Annotated in this window: 15 protein-coding genes, 2 tRNA genes and 2 pseudogenes; 2 read left to right on the top strand and 17 right to left on the bottom strand. The window is 37.2% G+C overall.

Annotated elements, in window-relative coordinates:
• Positions 1–3: 3 nt before the first annotated feature.
• From ACFIJL_RS05445 to ACFIJL_RS05520, 16 genes and pseudogenes are all read right to left on the bottom strand, one after another.
• On the bottom strand, positions 4–813 hold the full coding sequence (locus ACFIJL_RS05445; RefSeq protein WP_375623269.1) for a biotin--[acetyl-CoA-carboxylase] ligase: 810 nt from the start codon (positions 811–813) through the stop codon (positions 4–6).
• Entirely contained in the window at positions 813–2,267 is a 1,455-nt protein-coding gene (gene nuoN, locus ACFIJL_RS05450) for an NADH-quinone oxidoreductase subunit NuoN (protein ID WP_375623271.1), read from the bottom strand. The genes ACFIJL_RS05445 and nuoN overlap by 1 nt, the downstream gene beginning before the upstream one ends.
• 17 nt (positions 2,268–2,284) lie before the next feature.
• Positions 2,285–3,754 carry an NADH-quinone oxidoreductase subunit M gene (locus ACFIJL_RS05455; RefSeq protein ID WP_375623291.1) on the bottom strand — a complete coding sequence of 490 codons (1,470 nt, stop codon included), beginning with the start codon at positions 3,752–3,754 and terminating at the stop codon, positions 2,285–2,287.
• A complete protein-coding gene (gene nuoL / locus ACFIJL_RS05460; RefSeq protein WP_375623293.1) occupies positions 3,751–5,718 on the bottom strand; it encodes an NADH-quinone oxidoreductase subunit L in 1,968 nt (655 codons plus the stop codon). The genes ACFIJL_RS05455 and nuoL overlap by 4 nt, the downstream gene beginning before the upstream one ends.
• A gap of 6 nt (positions 5,719–5,724) precedes the next feature.
• Positions 5,725–6,033, bottom strand: coding sequence for an NADH-quinone oxidoreductase subunit NuoK (gene nuoK, locus ACFIJL_RS05465; protein ID WP_375623273.1), 309 nt, complete (start codon positions 6,031–6,033; stop codon positions 5,725–5,727).
• A 14-nt stretch (positions 6,034–6,047) separates the two neighbouring features.
• Positions 6,048–6,668, bottom strand: coding sequence for an NADH-quinone oxidoreductase subunit J (locus tag ACFIJL_RS05470; protein ID WP_375623275.1), 621 nt, complete (start codon positions 6,666–6,668; stop codon positions 6,048–6,050).
• Between the two features lie 94 nt (positions 6,669–6,762).
• The gene (nuoI, locus tag ACFIJL_RS05475; protein WP_273723184.1) at positions 6,763–7,254 is read right to left on the bottom strand and encodes an NADH-quinone oxidoreductase subunit NuoI; all 492 of its coding nucleotides are present in this window, start codon (positions 7,252–7,254) and stop codon (positions 6,763–6,765) included.
• A 14-nt stretch (positions 7,255–7,268) separates the two neighbouring features.
• Positions 7,269–8,315, bottom strand: coding sequence for an NADH-quinone oxidoreductase subunit NuoH (nuoH, locus tag ACFIJL_RS05480; RefSeq protein WP_375623295.1), 1,047 nt, complete (start codon positions 8,313–8,315; stop codon positions 7,269–7,271).
• 22 nt (positions 8,316–8,337) lie between these two features.
• The gene (gene nuoG / locus ACFIJL_RS05485; protein WP_375623278.1) at positions 8,338–10,407 is read right to left on the bottom strand and encodes an NADH-quinone oxidoreductase subunit NuoG; all 2,070 of its coding nucleotides are present in this window, start codon (positions 10,405–10,407) and stop codon (positions 8,338–8,340) included.
• Between the two features lie 68 nt (positions 10,408–10,475).
• On the bottom strand, positions 10,476–11,780 hold the full coding sequence (gene nuoF, locus ACFIJL_RS05490) for an NADH-quinone oxidoreductase subunit NuoF (protein WP_375623280.1): 1,305 nt from the start codon (positions 11,778–11,780) through the stop codon (positions 10,476–10,478).
• 146 nt (positions 11,781–11,926) lie between these two features.
• Positions 11,927–12,599: pseudogene (gene nuoE / locus ACFIJL_RS05495) on the bottom strand (NADH-quinone oxidoreductase subunit NuoE).
• Entirely contained in the window at positions 12,599–13,789 is a 1,191-nt protein-coding gene (locus tag ACFIJL_RS05500) for an NADH-quinone oxidoreductase subunit D (protein WP_375623282.1), read from the bottom strand. The pseudogene nuoE and the gene ACFIJL_RS05500 overlap by 1 nt, the downstream one beginning before the upstream one ends.
• Positions 13,790–13,909: 120 nt before the next feature.
• The gene (locus tag ACFIJL_RS05505) at positions 13,910–14,521 is read right to left on the bottom strand and encodes an NADH-quinone oxidoreductase subunit C (protein ID WP_375623284.1); all 612 of its coding nucleotides are present in this window, start codon (positions 14,519–14,521) and stop codon (positions 13,910–13,912) included.
• A gap of 14 nt (positions 14,522–14,535) precedes the next feature.
• On the bottom strand, positions 14,536–15,117 hold the full coding sequence (locus ACFIJL_RS05510) for an NADH-quinone oxidoreductase subunit B family protein (RefSeq protein WP_039758600.1): 582 nt from the start codon (positions 15,115–15,117) through the stop codon (positions 14,536–14,538).
• A complete protein-coding gene (locus ACFIJL_RS05515) occupies positions 15,108–15,473 on the bottom strand; it encodes an NADH-quinone oxidoreductase subunit A (RefSeq protein WP_005773599.1) in 366 nt (121 codons plus the stop codon). Before ACFIJL_RS05515 ends, ACFIJL_RS05510 begins: the two co-directional genes overlap by 10 nt.
• Positions 15,474–15,771: 298 nt before the next feature.
• Positions 15,772–15,848, bottom strand: a tRNA-Asp gene (locus ACFIJL_RS05520).
• Positions 15,849–16,021: 173 nt separating this feature from the next.
• On the opposite strand from ACFIJL_RS05520, the gene ACFIJL_RS05525 reads away from it, so the two are divergent.
• A tRNA-Val gene (locus tag ACFIJL_RS05525) sits at positions 16,022–16,097 on the top strand.
• 90 nt (positions 16,098–16,187) lie between these two features.
• On the opposite strand, the pseudogene ACFIJL_RS05530 reads toward ACFIJL_RS05525, so the two are convergent.
• Positions 16,188–16,562: pseudogene (locus ACFIJL_RS05530) on the bottom strand (XRE family transcriptional regulator).
• 277 nt (positions 16,563–16,839) lie between these two features.
• On the opposite strand from ACFIJL_RS05530, the gene ACFIJL_RS05535 reads away from it, so the two are divergent.
• The gene (locus ACFIJL_RS05535; RefSeq protein ID WP_375623287.1) at positions 16,840–18,789 is read left to right on the top strand and encodes an ATP-binding protein; all 1,950 of its coding nucleotides are present in this window, start codon (positions 16,840–16,842) and stop codon (positions 18,787–18,789) included.
• Positions 18,790–18,961 lie beyond the last annotated feature (172 nt).

The following is an 18,961-nucleotide window of genomic DNA, read 5'->3' on the forward strand; positions in this document are numbered from 1 at the left end:
TCTTCAATAACGGCCTGCATTAACAGAATCAGCCAAACCAAAATGAACATCCCCAGCTGTTATAATGGCTGTCTGACCGTCTTTTTGCTTTATGATGCAGTTAAAATCACTATCAAGACCATCAAAAATACCCTCAATGACTTTTTCATCATTCACCACTTTGACATGTTTCCCAAGGTGAGCGGAATATAAAAGCCATTTTTTTCGGATTATTTCACATCCTCCTAATTGTTTCCAAAGAAGGTAATTTTTAGAAAAACACTCCGTCAAAACCGTAAATAATTGTTCTGCATCAATATGCAAACCGATATTCTTTAAGCTTGAAGTGGAATAAGGTGCATCTTCATAATTATATTTCACATTTATTCCAATACCAATAACCAAGGCATATTGTTGTGATGATAATTGTAAAATCTCAAGCAAAACTCCAGAGCTTTTTTCTCCTCTGAGCAAAATATCGTTTGGCCATTTTAAGCTCACAATATTGTTTGTCTGCTTTTCCTCTTTTATCAATTGTTTTATTGCCTCTGCCACACTTACTCCAGCAACAAAACCAAGTTGAGCCGCAGTTTGATGAACAATACCATCAATTAATAAAAGACTAGAATAAAGGTTCCCTTTTGGACTAGACCAAGTCCTCCCTCTTCTCGCTCTTCCCAGTGATTGTTCTTGTGCAACAATCCAAAGATTACCTTGATGACCAGTTTGCGCTTTTCGTTGCGCAATGAGATTTGTTGAATCAACACTATCGTACGCTTCAACAGTATATCCCTGTTTTTGTGCAAAATCTGATAAAGTATAAACCATATTCATTAAAACAATGCTGCTGCTGCTTTTTCTGCTAACTCAACGAACCAAACCCCAAAAAGCGCGTAAAATAAAATAAAGAATGCAGAAAGACCAAGACAAAATTGAAGCTCTTTCGATAAAGCAACAAAATGCACTTTTGCATCATCAAACCACATAATTTTAATGACTCGTAAATAGTAAAAAGCTCCAACGACAGATGCTATCATCCCAACGACTGCAAGTGACGTCAGACCAGCATGGACAGCAGCAGAAAATGTATACCACTTCCCAAAAAAACCAGCCATAGGTGGTATACTGGCTAAAGAGAAAAGCTGTATTGTCATAACAATAGCCATAAACGGATTTGTCTTTGCTAACCCTGAAAGATCGTAAATATTTTCAACATTGCCATTCTGAGAGCGCATTCCAAGAATAAAAGCAAATGAGCCAATCGTCATTCCAAGATAAATCGTCATATAAAGAATAACACTTTTTATTCCTAGCATATCTCCAGCAGATAAACCAACAAGTGCATAGCCCATATGACTGATCGACGAATAAGCCATTAAGCGCTTAATATTATTTTGACCAATTGCAGCAAATGCACCAAGTATCATTGATGCAATCGCCATGAAGACCAAAATTTGTTGCCATGCAGGCATCACGTTATCAACATGCCCTAGAGGAATAAAGGTCATCACAATAATACGGATGATTAAAGCCATTGCTGCAACTTTAGGGGCACCAGCAAAAAATGCTGTAATCGGTGTTGGTGCTCCTTCATAAACATCCGGTGTCCACATATGAAATGGAACAGCAGAAATTTTGAAAGCCAAACCAGCTAAAATAAAGACAATTCCAAAAATGACCCCCAATTGTACATTTTTACCTTTTAAAGCAAGAGCAATTTCGTGAAAACCAATTTGACCGGTAAAACCATAAAGTAAAGAAATACCATAAAGCAGCAACCCTGAAGATAATGCTCCTAAAACAAAGTATTTTATACCAGATTCAGAAGATTTTACATTATTACGATTAATCGCTGCTAAAACATATAAAGCTAAAGATTGCAGTTCTAAGCCCATATAAAGCGACAGCATATTACCCGCTGAAATCATAAACATCATTCCAAGAGTTGCGAAAAGAACAAGCACTGGAAATTCAAATATATCCAACTTTTGTGCATTTGCAAAACTAACAGACATGATAAGAGAAAAGAGTGCACCAATAAGCATTAAAATTTTCATATAACGACTAAAGGAATCGATAACGAGCGCATTGGTTTGAAATGAACCATTTTTCGGAAAAACTATAAGGATAATAATGGTTGCCACAAGAAGTGCTATGGTTAAACCTGTCACTGTTAAAGAAGCACGTGTATTGGAATAAACACCAATCATAAGCAGCACGACAGCTCCTAATGCAATTAAAAGCTCTGGAAGAATTAAGACTAATTGCGCTATTATTTCAGTTTGCATGTGCATTCTTCCCTTATCTAGTGCAGTTTATGGATGAGGGTTTCTACGGAAAACGCCATTGCCTTAAGAATAGGCGTTGGATAGATACCAAAGAATATTGTAAGAATAACCATTGGATAAAGAAGGAATTTTTCTCTTAAAGAAAGATCTATTAATACTTTTAAATTCTCTTTATCCAAGGAACCAAAAACCACACGCCGATAAAGATAAAGGGCATAGGCTGCCGATAAAATAACACCCGTTGTTGCTAAAACAACAACCAATTTATTTACTTGAAAAACACCTATTAAGGTTAAAAATTCACCCAAAAACCCTGAACTCCCGGGTAAACCAACATTCGCCATAGTGAAGATCAAAAAAACAACAGCATATTTGGGCATGTTATTCACTAAACCACCAAAAGCTGCAATTTCACGTGTATGCAAACGATCATAGATAACCCCAACACAAAGAAATAAAGCTGCTGAAACAATTCCATGTGAGAGCATCTGATAAATAGCCCCTTGTATCCCTTGCTCATTCGCAGCAAAAATGCCCATTGTCACATACCCCATATGCGCTATTGAAGAATAAGCAATAAGTTTTTTGATGTCACTTTGAACAAGTGCAACCAACGACGTATAAATAATAGCAATAAGCGATAATATGAAAACCAAAGGTGCAAAATCTGCTGAAGCTATAGGAAACATTGGTAAAGAAAAACGAAGAAAACCATACCCACCTAATTTGAGTAAGACACCCGCTAAAATAACAGAACCCGCTGTCGGTGCTTCTACGTGAGCATCAGGAAGCCATGTATGAACTGGCCACATCGGCATTTTAACAGCAAAAGAAGCAAAAAATGCAAGCCATAACCATATTTGCATATGAGCAGGAAACTGATAATTTAGTAAAGTCGGTATATCAAGTGTTCCAGCCTCCCAGTACATAGCCATAAGAGCAACCAACATAAGCACTGAACCAAGTAAAGTGTATAAGAAAAACTTAATACTTGCATAAACACGACGTGCTCCACCCCACACACCGATAATGATAAACATTGGAATAAGGCTGCCTTCAAAAAAAACATAAAATAATATTGCGTCAAGAGCACAAAAGACTCCAATAATCGCAACTTCAAGAAGCAGAAAAGCAATCATATAGGCTTTTAATCTCTCCTTAACATTCACCCAACTTGCTAAAATACAAAAAGGCAAAAGAAAAGCCGAGAGAACAACAAAAAGAATAGAAATGCCATCAACCCCCATATGATAGCTAATACCATTCCCTAACCAATTGAACTTTTCAACCATTTGAAAATTTGGGTTGGTAGAATCAAATCCTATCCAAATAATTAAAGAAATAATAAAAACAAATATAGTCGTAAAAAATGCAACATTACGTATATTATTGCGAGCTGCTTCACTATCATCTTTGATAAATAAAATCAGAAGCACACCAACAAGCGGCAAAAATGTAACCGTAGAAAGAATAGGCCAATCGATCATTGGTTTACGCCCCCAATCATCATCCATGTAATGAGCAATGCAACACCTATAAGCATCGCAAATGCATAGTGATAAAGATAGCCTGTCTGTATTCGAACAACTCTATTTGTAATATCAACAACACGTGCTGCAATACCATTCGGACCTAGACCATCAATAATTTTACCGTCTCCTATTTTCCAAAGAAAAGAACCAATTCTAAAGGTAGGACGAACAAATAAAAAGTTATATAATTGATCGAAATACCATTTTTGGTAAAGAAAGTGATACACTCTTGGCATAATACGCGCCATTTTCTTGGGAAGAGAAGGAGCCACAATATAGAATAAATAGGCCAACATAAATCCAAGAACCATTGCTACAAAAGGCGACCATTTTACCCAATTAAAAACATGGTGGGCATCATGAAGAATGTGATTGTGGCTGCTTGTAAACAATGCTCCCTTCCAAAAAGTATCGTATAAATCACCAAAAAAATAAGGTTGGAAAATAACACCAGCAAACATTGCTCCAATAGATAAAATAAAGAGAGGAATTAACATCACTGGAGGCGATTCGTGTACATGATGCATAACATCAACAGTTGCCCGCGGCTTACCATGAAATGTCATAAAGATAAGTCGCCATGAATAAAAGCTTGTTAATAAGGCTGCAAAAACCAGAAGATAAAAAGCATACCCTGAAGCAATATTATGGGATGCAAAAGCAGACTCTATAATCGCATCTTTTGAGAAAAAACCAGCAGTCCCGAAAAATGTTCCTGGAATTCCAACACCGGTTAATGCAATTGTTCCTACCATCATCATCCAATAGGTGACTTTTATATGTTTGCGTAACCCGCCCATTTTTCGCATATCTTGTTCATCAGATACAGCATGAATGACAGAGCCCGCACCAAGAAACAATAAGGCTTTAAAAAAAGCATGCGTAAAAAGATGAAAGACAGCAGCGCCATAAGCTCCAACGCCTAATGCAACAAACATATAACCAAGTTGAGAGCATGTAGAATAAGCAATAACGCGCTTAATATCATTCTGCACCAACCCCACAGTTGCGGCAAAAAACGCCGTTGTTGCTCCAACAATAATAATCACGGTCAAAGCTAACGAAGAAAGTTCAAAAATTGGTGACATACGCGCAACCATAAAAACACCAGCAGTTACCATTGTGGCGGCATGAATAAGCGCTGATACAGGGGTTGGCCCTTCCATTGCATCAGGCAGCCAAGTGTGTAAAAGAAATTGTGCCGATTTTCCCATCGCACCAATAAATAATAACAGACATGTAATGGTAATTGCCGTCTGCCCATCAAACTGCCAACCTAAAAATGTCATATTTTGTATAAAGCTATTGTTTGCAGCTTTTGCAAAAATAGAGGCAAAATCAACCGATTGAAACAAAACAAAAATACTAAAGATTCCTAAGAGAAAACCAAAATCTCCAACACGATTGACCACAAAAGCTTTCATTGCAGCCTTATTAGCAGAATCGCGCTGAAACCAAAAACCAATTAAGAGATAAGAAGCAAGTCCTACACCTTCCCATCCAAAAAACATTTGGATCAAATTATTGGAGGTCACCAACATAAGCATCATAAATGTAAACAAAGAAAGATAAGAAAAAAAACGGGACCTTGAAGGATCATGGTGCATATAACCAATTGAATAAATATGCACCAATGCCGAAACACTGTTTACAACAATAAGCATGACAGCTGTTAATGTATCAACATGTAAAGCCCAGTTAAAGCTTAAGTCACCAACAGTTATCCAATGTAATACCAATATATCAATCGCTGGAATATGACCAAGTGCAATTCTGAAAAAGGCTACCCACGACAATATGGCAACAATCACCATAAAGCTACATGTTATCAATTCACTCGCACGATCTCCTATCGTTTTCCCACCTAATGCAGCAATGAGAAAACCCAAAAGAGGAAGAAATACAATCGTATAATACATCACTGGTTAGCCTTTCATTACATTAACATCTTCAACCGCAATGGAACCACGATTACGGAAAAAAACGACAAGAATTGCTAAACCAATGGCAGCTTCAGCAGCTGCTACAGTTAAGACAAATAAAGCGAATACCTGACCAACGAGATCATGAAGAAAAGCTGAAAATGCAACAAAATTGAGATTAACTGAAAGCAACATAAGCTCAATGGACATCAAGATAATAATCACGTTTTTTCTGTTGAGAAAAATTCCAGCAATACCAATTGTAAACATCAAAGCAGAAACAGTGAGATAATGAGTAATATCAATATACATCTACATAGCCCCCCTTAAATACCTTTGCCTGATTCAACTTGTTTGATTTCAATGGCACTTTCTACCGTTCTAGAAACTTGTTCCGCAATAGATTGCCGCTTTACTCCTAATTTATGACGAAGTGTTAAAACAATAGCTCCAATCATTGCAACCAATAAAATCATTCCAGCAATTTGAAAATAGAAAACATAATCCGTATAGAGAATATCACCTAATGCTTGTGTATTTGTTCGCTGCGCTAAATCTGGCATAGGTTGCGTAACATGTGTTCTCAAGACTGGAGAAAAATAGCTACTCATAAAAACAACAATCAATTCTACAGCGATAATAATGCCAATAAGAGCCCCAATCGGAGCATACCGAAGAGTTCCACTCTTTAACTCAGCAAAATCAACATCAAGCATCATAACGACAAATAAAAATAAAACAGCGACAGCTCCAACATAAACAACAAGCAGAATAAGCCCCAAAAACTCTGCTCCTGCAAGTAAAAACAAAGCTGCTGCATTAAAAAATGCGAGGATTAAAAACAAAACAGAATGCACTGGATTGCGTGCTGTAATAACAATAACTGCACTTGTTAGCATAATAAAAGCAAACAAATAGAAAAATGCCGCCGCTAGATCTGTTAGCATAGGCTTCTCCTTAATTATTCAAACAATTGGTATAAACTTCATACCAGATTACAATTTATCGGAAAAATATCCGACACCTCATTTAACGATACACTTAACGATAAGGCGCATCCATCAATATATTTCGAGCAATTTCTCGCTCCCAGCGATCTCCATTCAATAAAAGCTTTTCTTTATCATAATAAAGTTCTTCACGTGTTTCCGTCGCAAACTCAAAATTTGGACCTTCTACAATAGCCTCAACCGGACAGGCTTCTTGACAAAAACCACAATAAATACATTTAACCATGTCTATATCATAACGGACAGTTCTACGTGTACCATCATTGCGCCGTGGTCCAGCTTCAATTGTAATTGCTTGAGCAGGACAAATCGCTTCACATAATTTACAAGCAATACACCGTTCTTCACCATTTGGATAGCGACGCAATGCGTGCTCACCGCGAAAACGCTGAGATACAAAACCTTTTTCATAAGGATAATTAATCGTGGGCTTTGGTGAAAAAAATTGACGCATAGCTAAGAAAAAAGCACTCACAAATTCCAATAGAAGAAGTGATTTTGCCGCCTGAATGAAACCTGACATCGTAAAATCTCCTCTTAAACGAAATCCATAAACTTTAAAAAAGCAGCAGTTATCACAACCATTGCTAGTGAGAGAGGAAGAAAAACCTTCCAACCAAGCCGCATGAGCTGATCGTAGCGATAACGTGGAACAAATGCTTTAACCATAGCAAACCAAAAAAATACAAAACAGACTTTTAAAACAAACCAAATGATACCAGGAACCCAATTAAGCCACCAAACATCTAAGGGAGGAAGCCAACCGCCTAAAAATAAAATGGTTGTTAATGCGCACATTAAAACAATAGCAACATATTCACCAAGAAAGAAGAGCATGTAAGGTGTTGAAGAATATTCTACCATATGACCAGCCACAAGTTCAGATTCTGCTTCCACCAAATCGAATGGAGGACGGTTTGTCTCTGCAAGCGCAGAAATAAAAAATATAATAAACATTGGAAAAAGGACCAACCAATTCCAATCGAGAAAACTGTTAAAAGGAAGACCAAGAGTTGTACCAAAACCATGACTTTGTTTAAGAACAATTGTTGTAAGATCCAACGAACCACTCACTAAAATAACGGTCACAAGTACAAAACCAATGGAAACTTCATAAGAAACCATCTGTGCTGCCGAACGAAGAGCTCCTAAGAAAGGATATTTTGAATTTGATGCCCATCCCCCCATAATAACACCATAAACTTCAAGAGATGAAATGGCTAAAATATAAAGCAAGCCAACATTAATCTTCGCAACCTCCCAACCCTCATTGACAGGAATAACAGCCCAAGTTGATAAAGCAAGTGTCGCTGAAACAAAAGGAGCCAAAAGAAAAACACCCTTATTTGCACCTGCAGGGATAATAGGTTCTTTCACAACAAATTTAATTAAATCCGCAAAAGACTGTAGCAATCCCCATGGACCAACAACATTTGGTCCACGACGCAATTGTACCGCAGCCCAAATCTTTCTATCTGCGTAAAGAAGATAAGCAACTAAGATCAAAAGAACGACTAAAAGAAGCAGTGTTTTTCCAACGATAATAAGTAATGGCAACAGCCAAGTCATAAAGAAATCATACATCATTATTCCTTTTCCTTTGCCCTTACTCTATAGTTTGCATAACACGGTTTTTTGCAAGAGACGAACATTCAGCCATAACGGCAGAAGCACGTGCTATCGGATTTGTCAAATAAAAGTCTTTAACCATAGAAGTAAATGTTTGACTCTCGAGAGAAACCATTTTTGAACCAAGCGCCTTAAGATCACTTATATCAGAAGGTAGTATATCATCAACGGCACAAAGATGTGGATAATCATTAAACAAGCATTGTCTTAATTGAGAAAGAGAATCAAAAGGAAGCCTTTGTCCTAAAATATCTGATAAAGCCCGCAAAATAGCCCAATCTTCTTTTGCTTCCCCTGGAGCAAAACCAGCCCGATTTGTCATTTGAACACGCCCTTCTGTATTCACATAAAGCCCTGATTTTTCAGTATAAGCAGATGCAGGCAAAATAACATCAGCAGCATGCGCACCATTATCACCATGGCTCCCAATATAAACTGTAAAAGCTTTTGTATCGGCTAATTCTACTTCATCAGCACCAAGTAAAAATAAAACTTCACAGGTTTTAAGTATATTGGCAACCCCAAGTTTAGAAGTAAAGCCTATGTCCAGTCCTCCAACAGTCGAAGCAGCATTATGAAGAACCCCAAATCCATTCCATGTCTCACTAAGAGCACCAATATCATCCGCTAATTTAGCAAGGTTTTTTAAAACAGATAAACCTTCATTTCCTGAAATTGCTCCCTCTCCAATAAGAATAAGGGGCCTCTTTGCTTCTTTTAAGACATTAAAAAAAACATTCTCTCCACGAATAAGTGTCGTTAATGTATCGCTATCAGATCCAAGATAAGAATAAGGATAACGTAAATCGACTTTTTCCCCAATTAATGCAATAGGAAAATTTCCCATCCGTTGACGCTTTAAAATACGCGCATTTAAAACAGCAGCTTCATGACGTGGATTAGATCCCACAATAAGCAGAGCATCAGCCTGTTCAATACCCGCAATTGTAGGATTAAAAATATAACTCGAACGCCCAAACTCAGGCGATAAAGCACCCCCTCTTTGACGACAATCAAAAAGCGTTGAACCCAACGAGCTCAGCAATGCTTTAAGGGCATACATTTCTTCAACAGAAGCAAGATCCCCCGCAATTGCTCCAATTTTTTCTGGCAAAATTTTAGAGATCACCATTTTAATTTTTGCAAAAGCTTCTGTCCAACTGGTAGGTTGAAGTCTTCCGTCTTTACGTACATAGGGTCTATCAAGCCGCTGGGTCCGTAATCCATCCCAAATAAAACGCGTTTTATCAGAAATCCATTCCTCATTTACATCTTCATTCGTACGCGGCATAATCCGCATAACTTCACGACCGCGGCTATCAATACGGATAGCACTACCAAGCGCATCCATCACATCAATCGATTCTGTTTTGACCAATTCCCACGGACGGGCATGAAACGCATAAGGTTTTGAAGTTAAAGCTCCCACTGGACAAAGATCAATAACATTTCCCTGTAATTCAGATGTCATAGATTTTTCAAGATACGTCGTAATTTCAGCATCTTCACCACGACCGATCAAACCAAGCTCAGAAATACCTGCAACTTCCGTTGTAAAACGAACACACCGTGTACAATGAATACACCGTGTCATAACAGTTTTGACAAGTGGTCCAATATATTTATCTTCTACGGCACGTTTATTTTCTGTATAACGAGAACAATCTCGTCCATAAAGCATTGCTTGATCTTGAAGATCACACTCTCCCCCTTGATCACACACTGGACAATCCAAAGGATGATTAATGAGAAGAAATTCCATAACACCTTCACGTGCTTTTTTTACCATCGCCGTATTGGTAAAAATTTCAGGTGCTTCACCGTTAGGACCTAATCGTAAATCACGAACCCCCATAGCACAAGAAGCCTGAGGTTTTGGAGGACCGCCCTTAACCTCAACCAAACACATACGACAATTTCCAGCAATTGACAAAGATTCATGAAAACAAAAACGTGGAACTTCTGCCCCAGCCGCCTCAGCTGCCTGAAGCAGCGTATAGTAATCAGGAACTTCAATCTCTTTGCCATCAACTTTGATATTTATCATCACCCATCCAACCTGCGGATAAACCACTTTAAATTTGCATTCGGTTGCTCTTAGAACAAAATCCTTTATTAAACCGCTTCTAAAGCAATATTTTTGCTTTGGACGACATTTCGCGTGTATTCATCAATTCTACGCTCGATTTCCGGACGAAAATTACGTATCAACCCCTGTACAGGCCATGCTGCAGCATCACCAAGCGCACAAATAGTGTGTCCTTCAACCTGTTTAGACACTTCAAACAAAAGATCAATCTCGCGTTTTTGCGCTCTTCCCTCAACCATACGCCCTAAAAGACGCATCATCCACCCCGTCCCCTCACGACACGGTGTACACTGACCACAACTCTCGTGCTTGAAAAAAGCAGCTATACGCCAAATTGCCTTGATAATATCGGTTGATTTATCCATAACAATCATTCCCCCTGTGCCAAAAGAAGACCCGACATCTCTCATCCCATCAAAATCCATGATCGCATCGATCATATCCTCACCACGAACGACTGGACAAGAAGCCCCCCCTGGAATAACTGCTAAAAGATTATTCCATCCACCACGAATCCCCCCCGTATGTTTTTCAATTAATTCACGGAATGAAATACCAAGAGCGTCTTCAAATGTACAAGGTGCATTAACATGCCCTGAAACCATAAATAATTTCGTTCCAACATTATTTGCTCGTCCGATTGATGAAAACCACGAAGCACCCCGCCGCAAAATCGTTGGAACAACGGCAATAGACTCTACATTATTTACTGTTGTTGGACAGCCATAAACCCCCATATTGGCAGGAAATGGTGGCTTAAGCCGAGGTTGTCCCTTTTTTCCTTCAAGACTTTCAAGAAGAGCCGTTTCTTCACCACAAATATAAGCACCAGCTCCATGATGAATAACAATATCACAAGCATGCCCATATTTCGTTTTTTTGCCAAGTAAACCCGCATCATAGCACTCATCAACGGCAGCTTGAAGTGCTTCACGTTCACGAATATATTCACCACGAATATAAATAAAAGCAACATTGGCTCCCATAGCAAAAGTAGCGATTGCACATCCTTCAATCAAAGTATGGGGGTCATGACGTAAAATATCACGGTCTTTACAAGTTCCAGGTTCAGATTCATCGGCATTGACAACCAAATAATGAGGACGCCCATCATTCTGCTTTGGCATAAAGGACCACTTCATTCCAGTAGGAAAACCAGCACCACCACGACCGCGTAAACCCGATGCCTTCACTTCGTCAATGATCCAATCACGACCTTTGTCAATCATCTCTTTCAGACCATTCCAATGCCCACGCAACATCGCAGCCTTTAATGATTTGTCTTTTAAGCCATAAATATTGGTGAAGATACGATCTTTATCAGCTAGCATACCCCACCTTTTTTTCTATTACCCATAGCATTTTCCGCTTTTCCTCAAATGCAATTTTTAAATATCTTTTCAAGACTTCTTACTTTTCGTTAAATGTTGCCATCATGGGTAGAATAATGAAATATTTTTTCAAGAAAAATACTTAATTATGTTCCCATTCTTTCCTTATCCTTTTTTGGTGAAGACTTGAGAGATCTTTTTTTCTTTCTCATCATCAATAAGAGAAGTTAAACCACTAATCGGTTCCGACGATTTACGACTATTTTGCGGACCAACCGCTATCTTAGAACCTTTACCTGCTTCAAATGCATCAATAATTTCTTCAAGCCGTTCAGCCGTAAGATCTTCATAAGTATCTTTAAAAATCATAACCATCGGAGCATTAACACAAGCACCAAGACACTCCACCTCTTCCCATGATAAGGTTCCATCCTGATTGGTCGCAAAAGGTTCATGATGAATTTTTTTCTGACAAACTTTAATCAATTCATCAGAACCACGTAACATACAAGGCGTTGTACCACAAACTTGAATATGCGCTTTTGTTCCAACAGGCTTAAGCTGAAACTGAGTATAAAAAGTAGCAACTTCCAGAACACGAATATAAGCCATGGAAAGAATCTGAGCAATATGCTCAATCGCAGCACGTGTCACCCAACCATCTTGTTCTTGAGCACGCATTAATAATGGAATTACAGCCGATTGCTCACGCCCGACAGGATATTTTTTTATAGTATTTTTTACCCATATCTGATTTTCTTTTGTAAAAGAAAACTCAGCAGGCTGATAAACATCATCTGCAAGACGGCGTACGGACATTAGCGATCAACCTCCCCAAAAACAATATCAATCGAACCCAAAATAGCTGTAGCATCCGCCAACATATGACCTCTGGTTAAAAAATCCATAGCTTGGAGATGAGCAAACCCAGGAGCACGCAACTTGACACGATAAGGCTTATTGGTTCCATCAGAAACAAGATAAACACCAAACTCACCCTTCGGAGCTTCCACAGCAACATATACTTCTCCAGGAGGTGTATGAAAACCTTCCGTATAGAGTTTAAAGTGATGAATCAGTGCTTCCATCGAGCTTTTCATTTCGCTCCGCTTCGGTGGTACAATTTTGCGATCCAAGCTCGAAACCGGTCCATTTTTTTCAGTACTCAGTAAACGCTCCACACATTGGCGCATGATTTTCGCTGATTGACGCATTTCTTCCATACGAATAAGATAGCGATCATAACAATCGCTATTTTTACCTACAGGAATATCGAATTCCATTTCATCGTAACATTCATAAGGCTGACTTTTACGCAAATCCCACGGAACACCAGCTCCACGAATCATAACCCCAGAAAAACCGCGTACCCAAGCTTCATCAATACTTACAACGCCAATATCCACATTACGCTGCTTAAAAATCCGATTTGGGGTCACAAGCGCATCAAGTTTTCCGAGAGAAACAAGAAATGGATCAATAAAATCACCAATATCTTCAACTAAAGATTCTGGTAAATCTTGATGCACGCCACCAGGACGAAAATAATTTGCATGAAGACGAGCACCACAGGCACGCTCATAAAAAATCATCAATCTTTCACGTTGCTCAAATCCCCAAAGCGGTGGTGTTAAAGCACCAACATCCATTGCCTGTGTCGTTACATTAAGCAAATGATTAAGAATACGCCCAATTTCAGAAAACAAAACACGTATTAATTGCCCTCTTTTAGGAACTTTTATATCTAATAACTTTTCAATAGCAAGAACAAAAGCATGTTCCTGATTCATAGGAGCAACATAATCCAAACGATCTAGATAAGGACCAGCTTGGAGATAAGTCTTTGTTTCCATTAATTTTTCAGTACCGCGGTGCAACAACCCAATATGTGGATCTACACGCTCAACAACTTCACCGTCCAGCTCCAGAACCATGCGCAAAACCCCATGCGCGGCAGGATGCTGCGGACCAAAATTGATATTAAAGTTTCGAACATTGACCTCAGCCACAATCAACCCCTTGCTTTTTAAAAAACTTCATATCAAATATCAAAAAATCTATCACGCTAAAAAATATTTAATTATTTAAGAAATACAGTACTCTAATATAATGCCTTATCAAAACCAATATTATTTTTTTTCATCTGCTTTTCCATCACGTGGCAAAGCATACTGTCCTCCTTCCCAAGGAGAAAGAAAATCAAAATTACGCATCTCTTGGCGCAAAACAACCGGCTCATAAATCACCCTCTTTGCTTCATTATCATAACGGCATTCAACAAATCCTGTCACTGGAAAGTCTTTGCGTAAAGGATATCCCTCAAACCCATAATCTGTTAAAATTCGTCTCAAATCCGGATGTCCTGAAAATAAAATCCCATACATATCATACGTTTCACGTTCATACCACTCTGCGCCAGGATAAACCGTACAAGCTGAAGCAACAGGAGTATTTTCATCTGTACGAACTTTTACACGTAAGCGTAAATTCTCACGAGGAGATAACAATTGGTAAGAAACATCAAAGCGCTTATCGCGAGAAGGATAATCCACACCACTAATATCTGTAAGATTAACAAATTGACAGCGAGAATCATCACGAACAAACATTAAGACATCGATAATTGCATCAAGACGTGCCACAATGGTCAATTCACCAAAAGCAAGAACTGTCTCTTCAAGCTTATTTTTTAATTTGTTTTCCAAATAAGCAGCAAGCTCAACCAATGTTTCATCCACCATGACAAGAAAACTCTCTATCGCTCTATGGATCCGGTACGACGGATTTTTTTCTGTAGCAACAATATGCCGTATAATAATGCCTCTGCTGTAGGTGGACACCCTGGGACATATATATCAACAGGCACGATACGATCACATCCCCGCACTACTGAATAGGAATAATGATAATATCCCCCACCGTTTGCACATGATCCCATAGAAATCACATAACGTGGCTCTGGCATCTGATCGTACACTTTTCTTAAAGCAGGCGCCATCTTATTTGTGAGCGTACCAGCAACTACCATTACATCTGACTGACGGGGTGAAGCTCGTGGTGCATATCCAAAACGCTCATTATCGTAATGAGGCATTGAGCATTGCATCATTTCGATAGCACAACAAGCCAAACCAAAACTCATCCACATTAAAGAACCGGTACGTGCCCAAGTAATCAAAGCATCTGCCGAGGTAACTAAAAACCCCTTATCTGATAATTCAGCATTGATATCACGAAAAAACTTATCATCAGATCCTATCAACTCTCCAGTATTGGGATCAATGATTCCTTTTGGCTTTGGAGCTGTAATCGTTGAATTATTAGATCTTAATTCCATTCAAGAGCTCCTTTTTTCCATTCATATATGAATCCAATAGTCAAAATTGCTAAAAACACAATCATCGACCAAAAGCCAAACATACCTATTGATTCGAATGAAACGGCCCAAGGAAAAAGAAAAGCAACTTCAAGATCAAAAATAATAAATAAAATTGATACCAAATAAAAACGAATATCAAACTTCATGCGCGCATCACTAAATGAATTAAACCCACATTCATAAGCCGATAATTTTTCAGGATCGGGGGAACGATATGCTACAATGTAAGGTGTAATCAACAAAACTCCAGCAATAACCGCTGACACAATAATGAAAATCAAGACTGGTAAATAAGAGCTCAATAAATAAGCCATAACCCTCTTCCATCGTAACGAAATGCCTGAGTTTAACACAATGATTCAATATTGCGAGACCAAACAGACAAATTTAACAATTGCTCTATTAACTCTATTTATACTGCTTCAAAGACATACAGAGCGATACTTTTCTTATCGGCATAGGTAACGCAGAGCAAAGAAAGACGCAAGCCCTATTCTTATAAACCATATAAAAAGAAAGAAAAAACATATTTATTCCCCAATCAAATACTCCACCACATCACTCATAGCATATGGATATTTTAAAAAGGAAATTTCATAAAGAATTACGAAATGGCGCGAGTGACGGGGCTCGAACCCGCGACCTCCGGCGTGACAGGCCAGCACTCTAACCAACTGAGCTACACCCGCGCATTTTTTTCGAACCAATTTAATTTGGTACAAGCGGTCGTGTAAGGGGTTCATGCGTTTATGTCAAGAAGGATTATGCATTTTTAAAAAAAATTATCAAATACCATCTTTATTCTTGCGTTTAGAAAAATTTTTCCTTAAAGAGTCTCCATTCAATTGCTGATCATTGCATTGGGCGATTAGCTCAGCTGGTAGAGCGCCTCGTTTACACCGAGGATGTCGGGAGTTCGAGTCTCTCATCGCCCACCATATAGCTTTATATTCCTATTCAGTTATTGATTCTTCATATATTTTTTAAAGATGAGGAATGCGTAAATAAAAGTGAGGGTATAGGATTTTCTAACATTTCTTTATAAAGCACGCTTCGCACAATGTTTCTAATGTTTCTTTGAAGTCTGCTAACGCTTCTTGATGTGAGCCATCTAAAAGTCTCATAAATGCAACAACAGTTTCACGTTGCAACGGAGTAGAAGGCTTTATTATGATGCTTTTGCGACAAGCATCCGATTCTCTTCTCAAAATTTCTGCTACCTCTTGATCTAAGGCATAGAGTTCAACTATCTTTTCCTCCAGTCCTACAGAAACAGATTTTTTGCTAATCTATACAAAAGATAAAAATGCTACAGATATGTCTAATTTCTTAGCTATATCTAAGAGACGTTCTGAGCGATCAATGCGAAGTTTCCGTAAAATTTTACCAAAGGATGTAAGCATCTAGAAAGTCCTGTTAGAGAAGAAATATTTCTTCTGATTCTAATAAAATTTTTCAAATTTTGGTTAGTCATTATTTTTAGTGTGTGGAGATCTTGTCCAATACCTCTATATAAAAACCATTATCAAGCATATACAATATCTATTACGATAAGAAGTTATTAATTTTCATCTATTACGATAAGAAGTTATTAATTTTCATCAGGAACAGTGCGTTTAATATCATCATAAAATTTAAATATTACAAAGAGATATATAAATAAAACATATTGGTTTACCCATGCTTGTCAATCTTAATGCTATAATCCGCGATCTTTCTTCAGAAACGAATATCGTTACAGTTCTTAAGGAATCTATCGTTAACTCTATACAAGCTCATGCAACACAAATTGATATTTTATTCCAACTTCATGGCAATGTAGATTTGTGGGGGAATCAACCAGTTTTTTCTATAAGCGTTTTTGACAATGGAGATGGATTTACAAAAGAGAATATCAAATCTTTCTCTACCTATAAAAGTGATTATAAAATTCGAGAAGGATGTAAAGGGGTTGGACGTATTACTTACTTGAAAATATTCGAGGAAGTTAAAATTGTTAGTTTTAGCAAAGATGAGCATAATGCTCAAATTTCACTAAATTTCACTCCACAGTTTACACAAGATTCTTTTAAAAAAGAAAATGGCCAAAAATATAAATGGTGGAATACACATTTATATTTTGAAAGACCTTATAAACAAAATGTGTTAGATATAAACCTAGTTCATAATGAAATTTATTATCATCTTCTTCCTTTACTTTTTTTAAAGAAAGATGAAAATATCCGAATTAACTTTTATGTACATAATGTAGAAAATTTAGAAGATGTAAATAACTTAAGGGATGTAAAAAATTTAGAAGACGTAGAAAGCTTAAAGAAAAAAACAATCAATACGCAAGATTTACCTTACTTAGAAAATAAAACTCTAAAAATTGGTCCTTTAAATATTCCCTTTACCCTTTCTTATTATTTTGAAGAGAATAAAAATTCTAATACTAAAATAGAGGCTTACTATTGTGCTAATAATCGTACTGTTATGCCTTTTTCAAAGTTTATGAATATCAATCCAATAAATAATGTGATGATGATATTTTTATTAGAATCGTCTGTTTTGGATGAGTATGTTAACGACGAACGGAATGATTTTGAGATTAATAAAAAAGATCCTGACTTAGAAACCCGACTGACTTGGGAGAATATTAATCAAAAACTAGAGATAATTTTAGATGAAATAATTAATATCCGATTTCCAGAAATTAAAGAAAAAAAGAGTACTCTTCTCAAAAAAATTGCTGAAGAATATCCTTATTTAGTAGACTTTCTAGACACAAAAGATGTCATTGGGGGCGTCTTCAAAGAAGATTCATTTATTGAAAACGCGGAAAAAAAATATTCAAAAAGAAAACTAGCATTCAGAAAAACTCTTCATGAAGGCAAAGGAAAGCCAAAAGAAAATTTACAAAAAGCACAAAAATTTGCTAGTTTAGAATTAACACAATACATTCAGTTCCGAGATGATATTTTGAATCAATTCTCTAAATTATTAACACCAAAAACTTTAGAAAAAGACATTCATAATTTATTTATTCACCAAGGAAAAACAGCTGATAAACTTTCTCCTTTGCCATTAAAAGAAAATAATTTATGGATAATTGATGATAAATTTATGAGTTATAACTATTTACAAAGTGAGAAAACAATACAAGAATTTCTTTCAAACGTTGATTCGTTATCTATTAATTCTGGAAGAAAAAAAACAGAATTATGTAGCCGACCTGATATAGCTATCTATTTCGACTCTGAAGAAAAAAAACGTGTTGTCTTAATAGAATTAAAAAAACCCACGGCAGATTACAAAAATTCAGGCGTTGCACAATTAAGTAATTATGCCAGAGTCCTTAAAACATATGGTGTTAATGAGATATATTTATATTTAATAGCTGAAATAGATGATGATTTTGCATATACATTGCTTGATACAAATCATTTCATAGAAGTTTTTTCTCAAGAAGGAAAATGTTATCAGGGAAGTCTTTCTATGGGTAATGCATTTGTACAAGTTATATCTCCAAATGCTGTTATTGGGAATGCAAAAGCAAGAAATAGAACTTTTATGGATATTATTAAAAAGGATTTGTTACATCATCGATCAAAGCAAGCCAGTCAAGTATTCTGTTCTTCAATTCTTTGAAAACCACTGTTTTAAGATGTGAGAAGCTATTCTCTATGGCGTCCACGCAACGGGAAAAATCTATTACAAACATAAAGACAATAAAGGCTATCAATTTCATGATGCGTGACATCATCTTTAAGCCTTGATAGGTCTCTATCATCTCGTGAAGGAGCTGTTGTTCTTTTTCTGT

The sequence above is a fragment of the Bartonella sp. TT119HLJHH genome (assembly GCF_042193385.1).
Lineage (GTDB): Bacteria > Pseudomonadota > Alphaproteobacteria > Rhizobiales > Rhizobiaceae > Bartonella.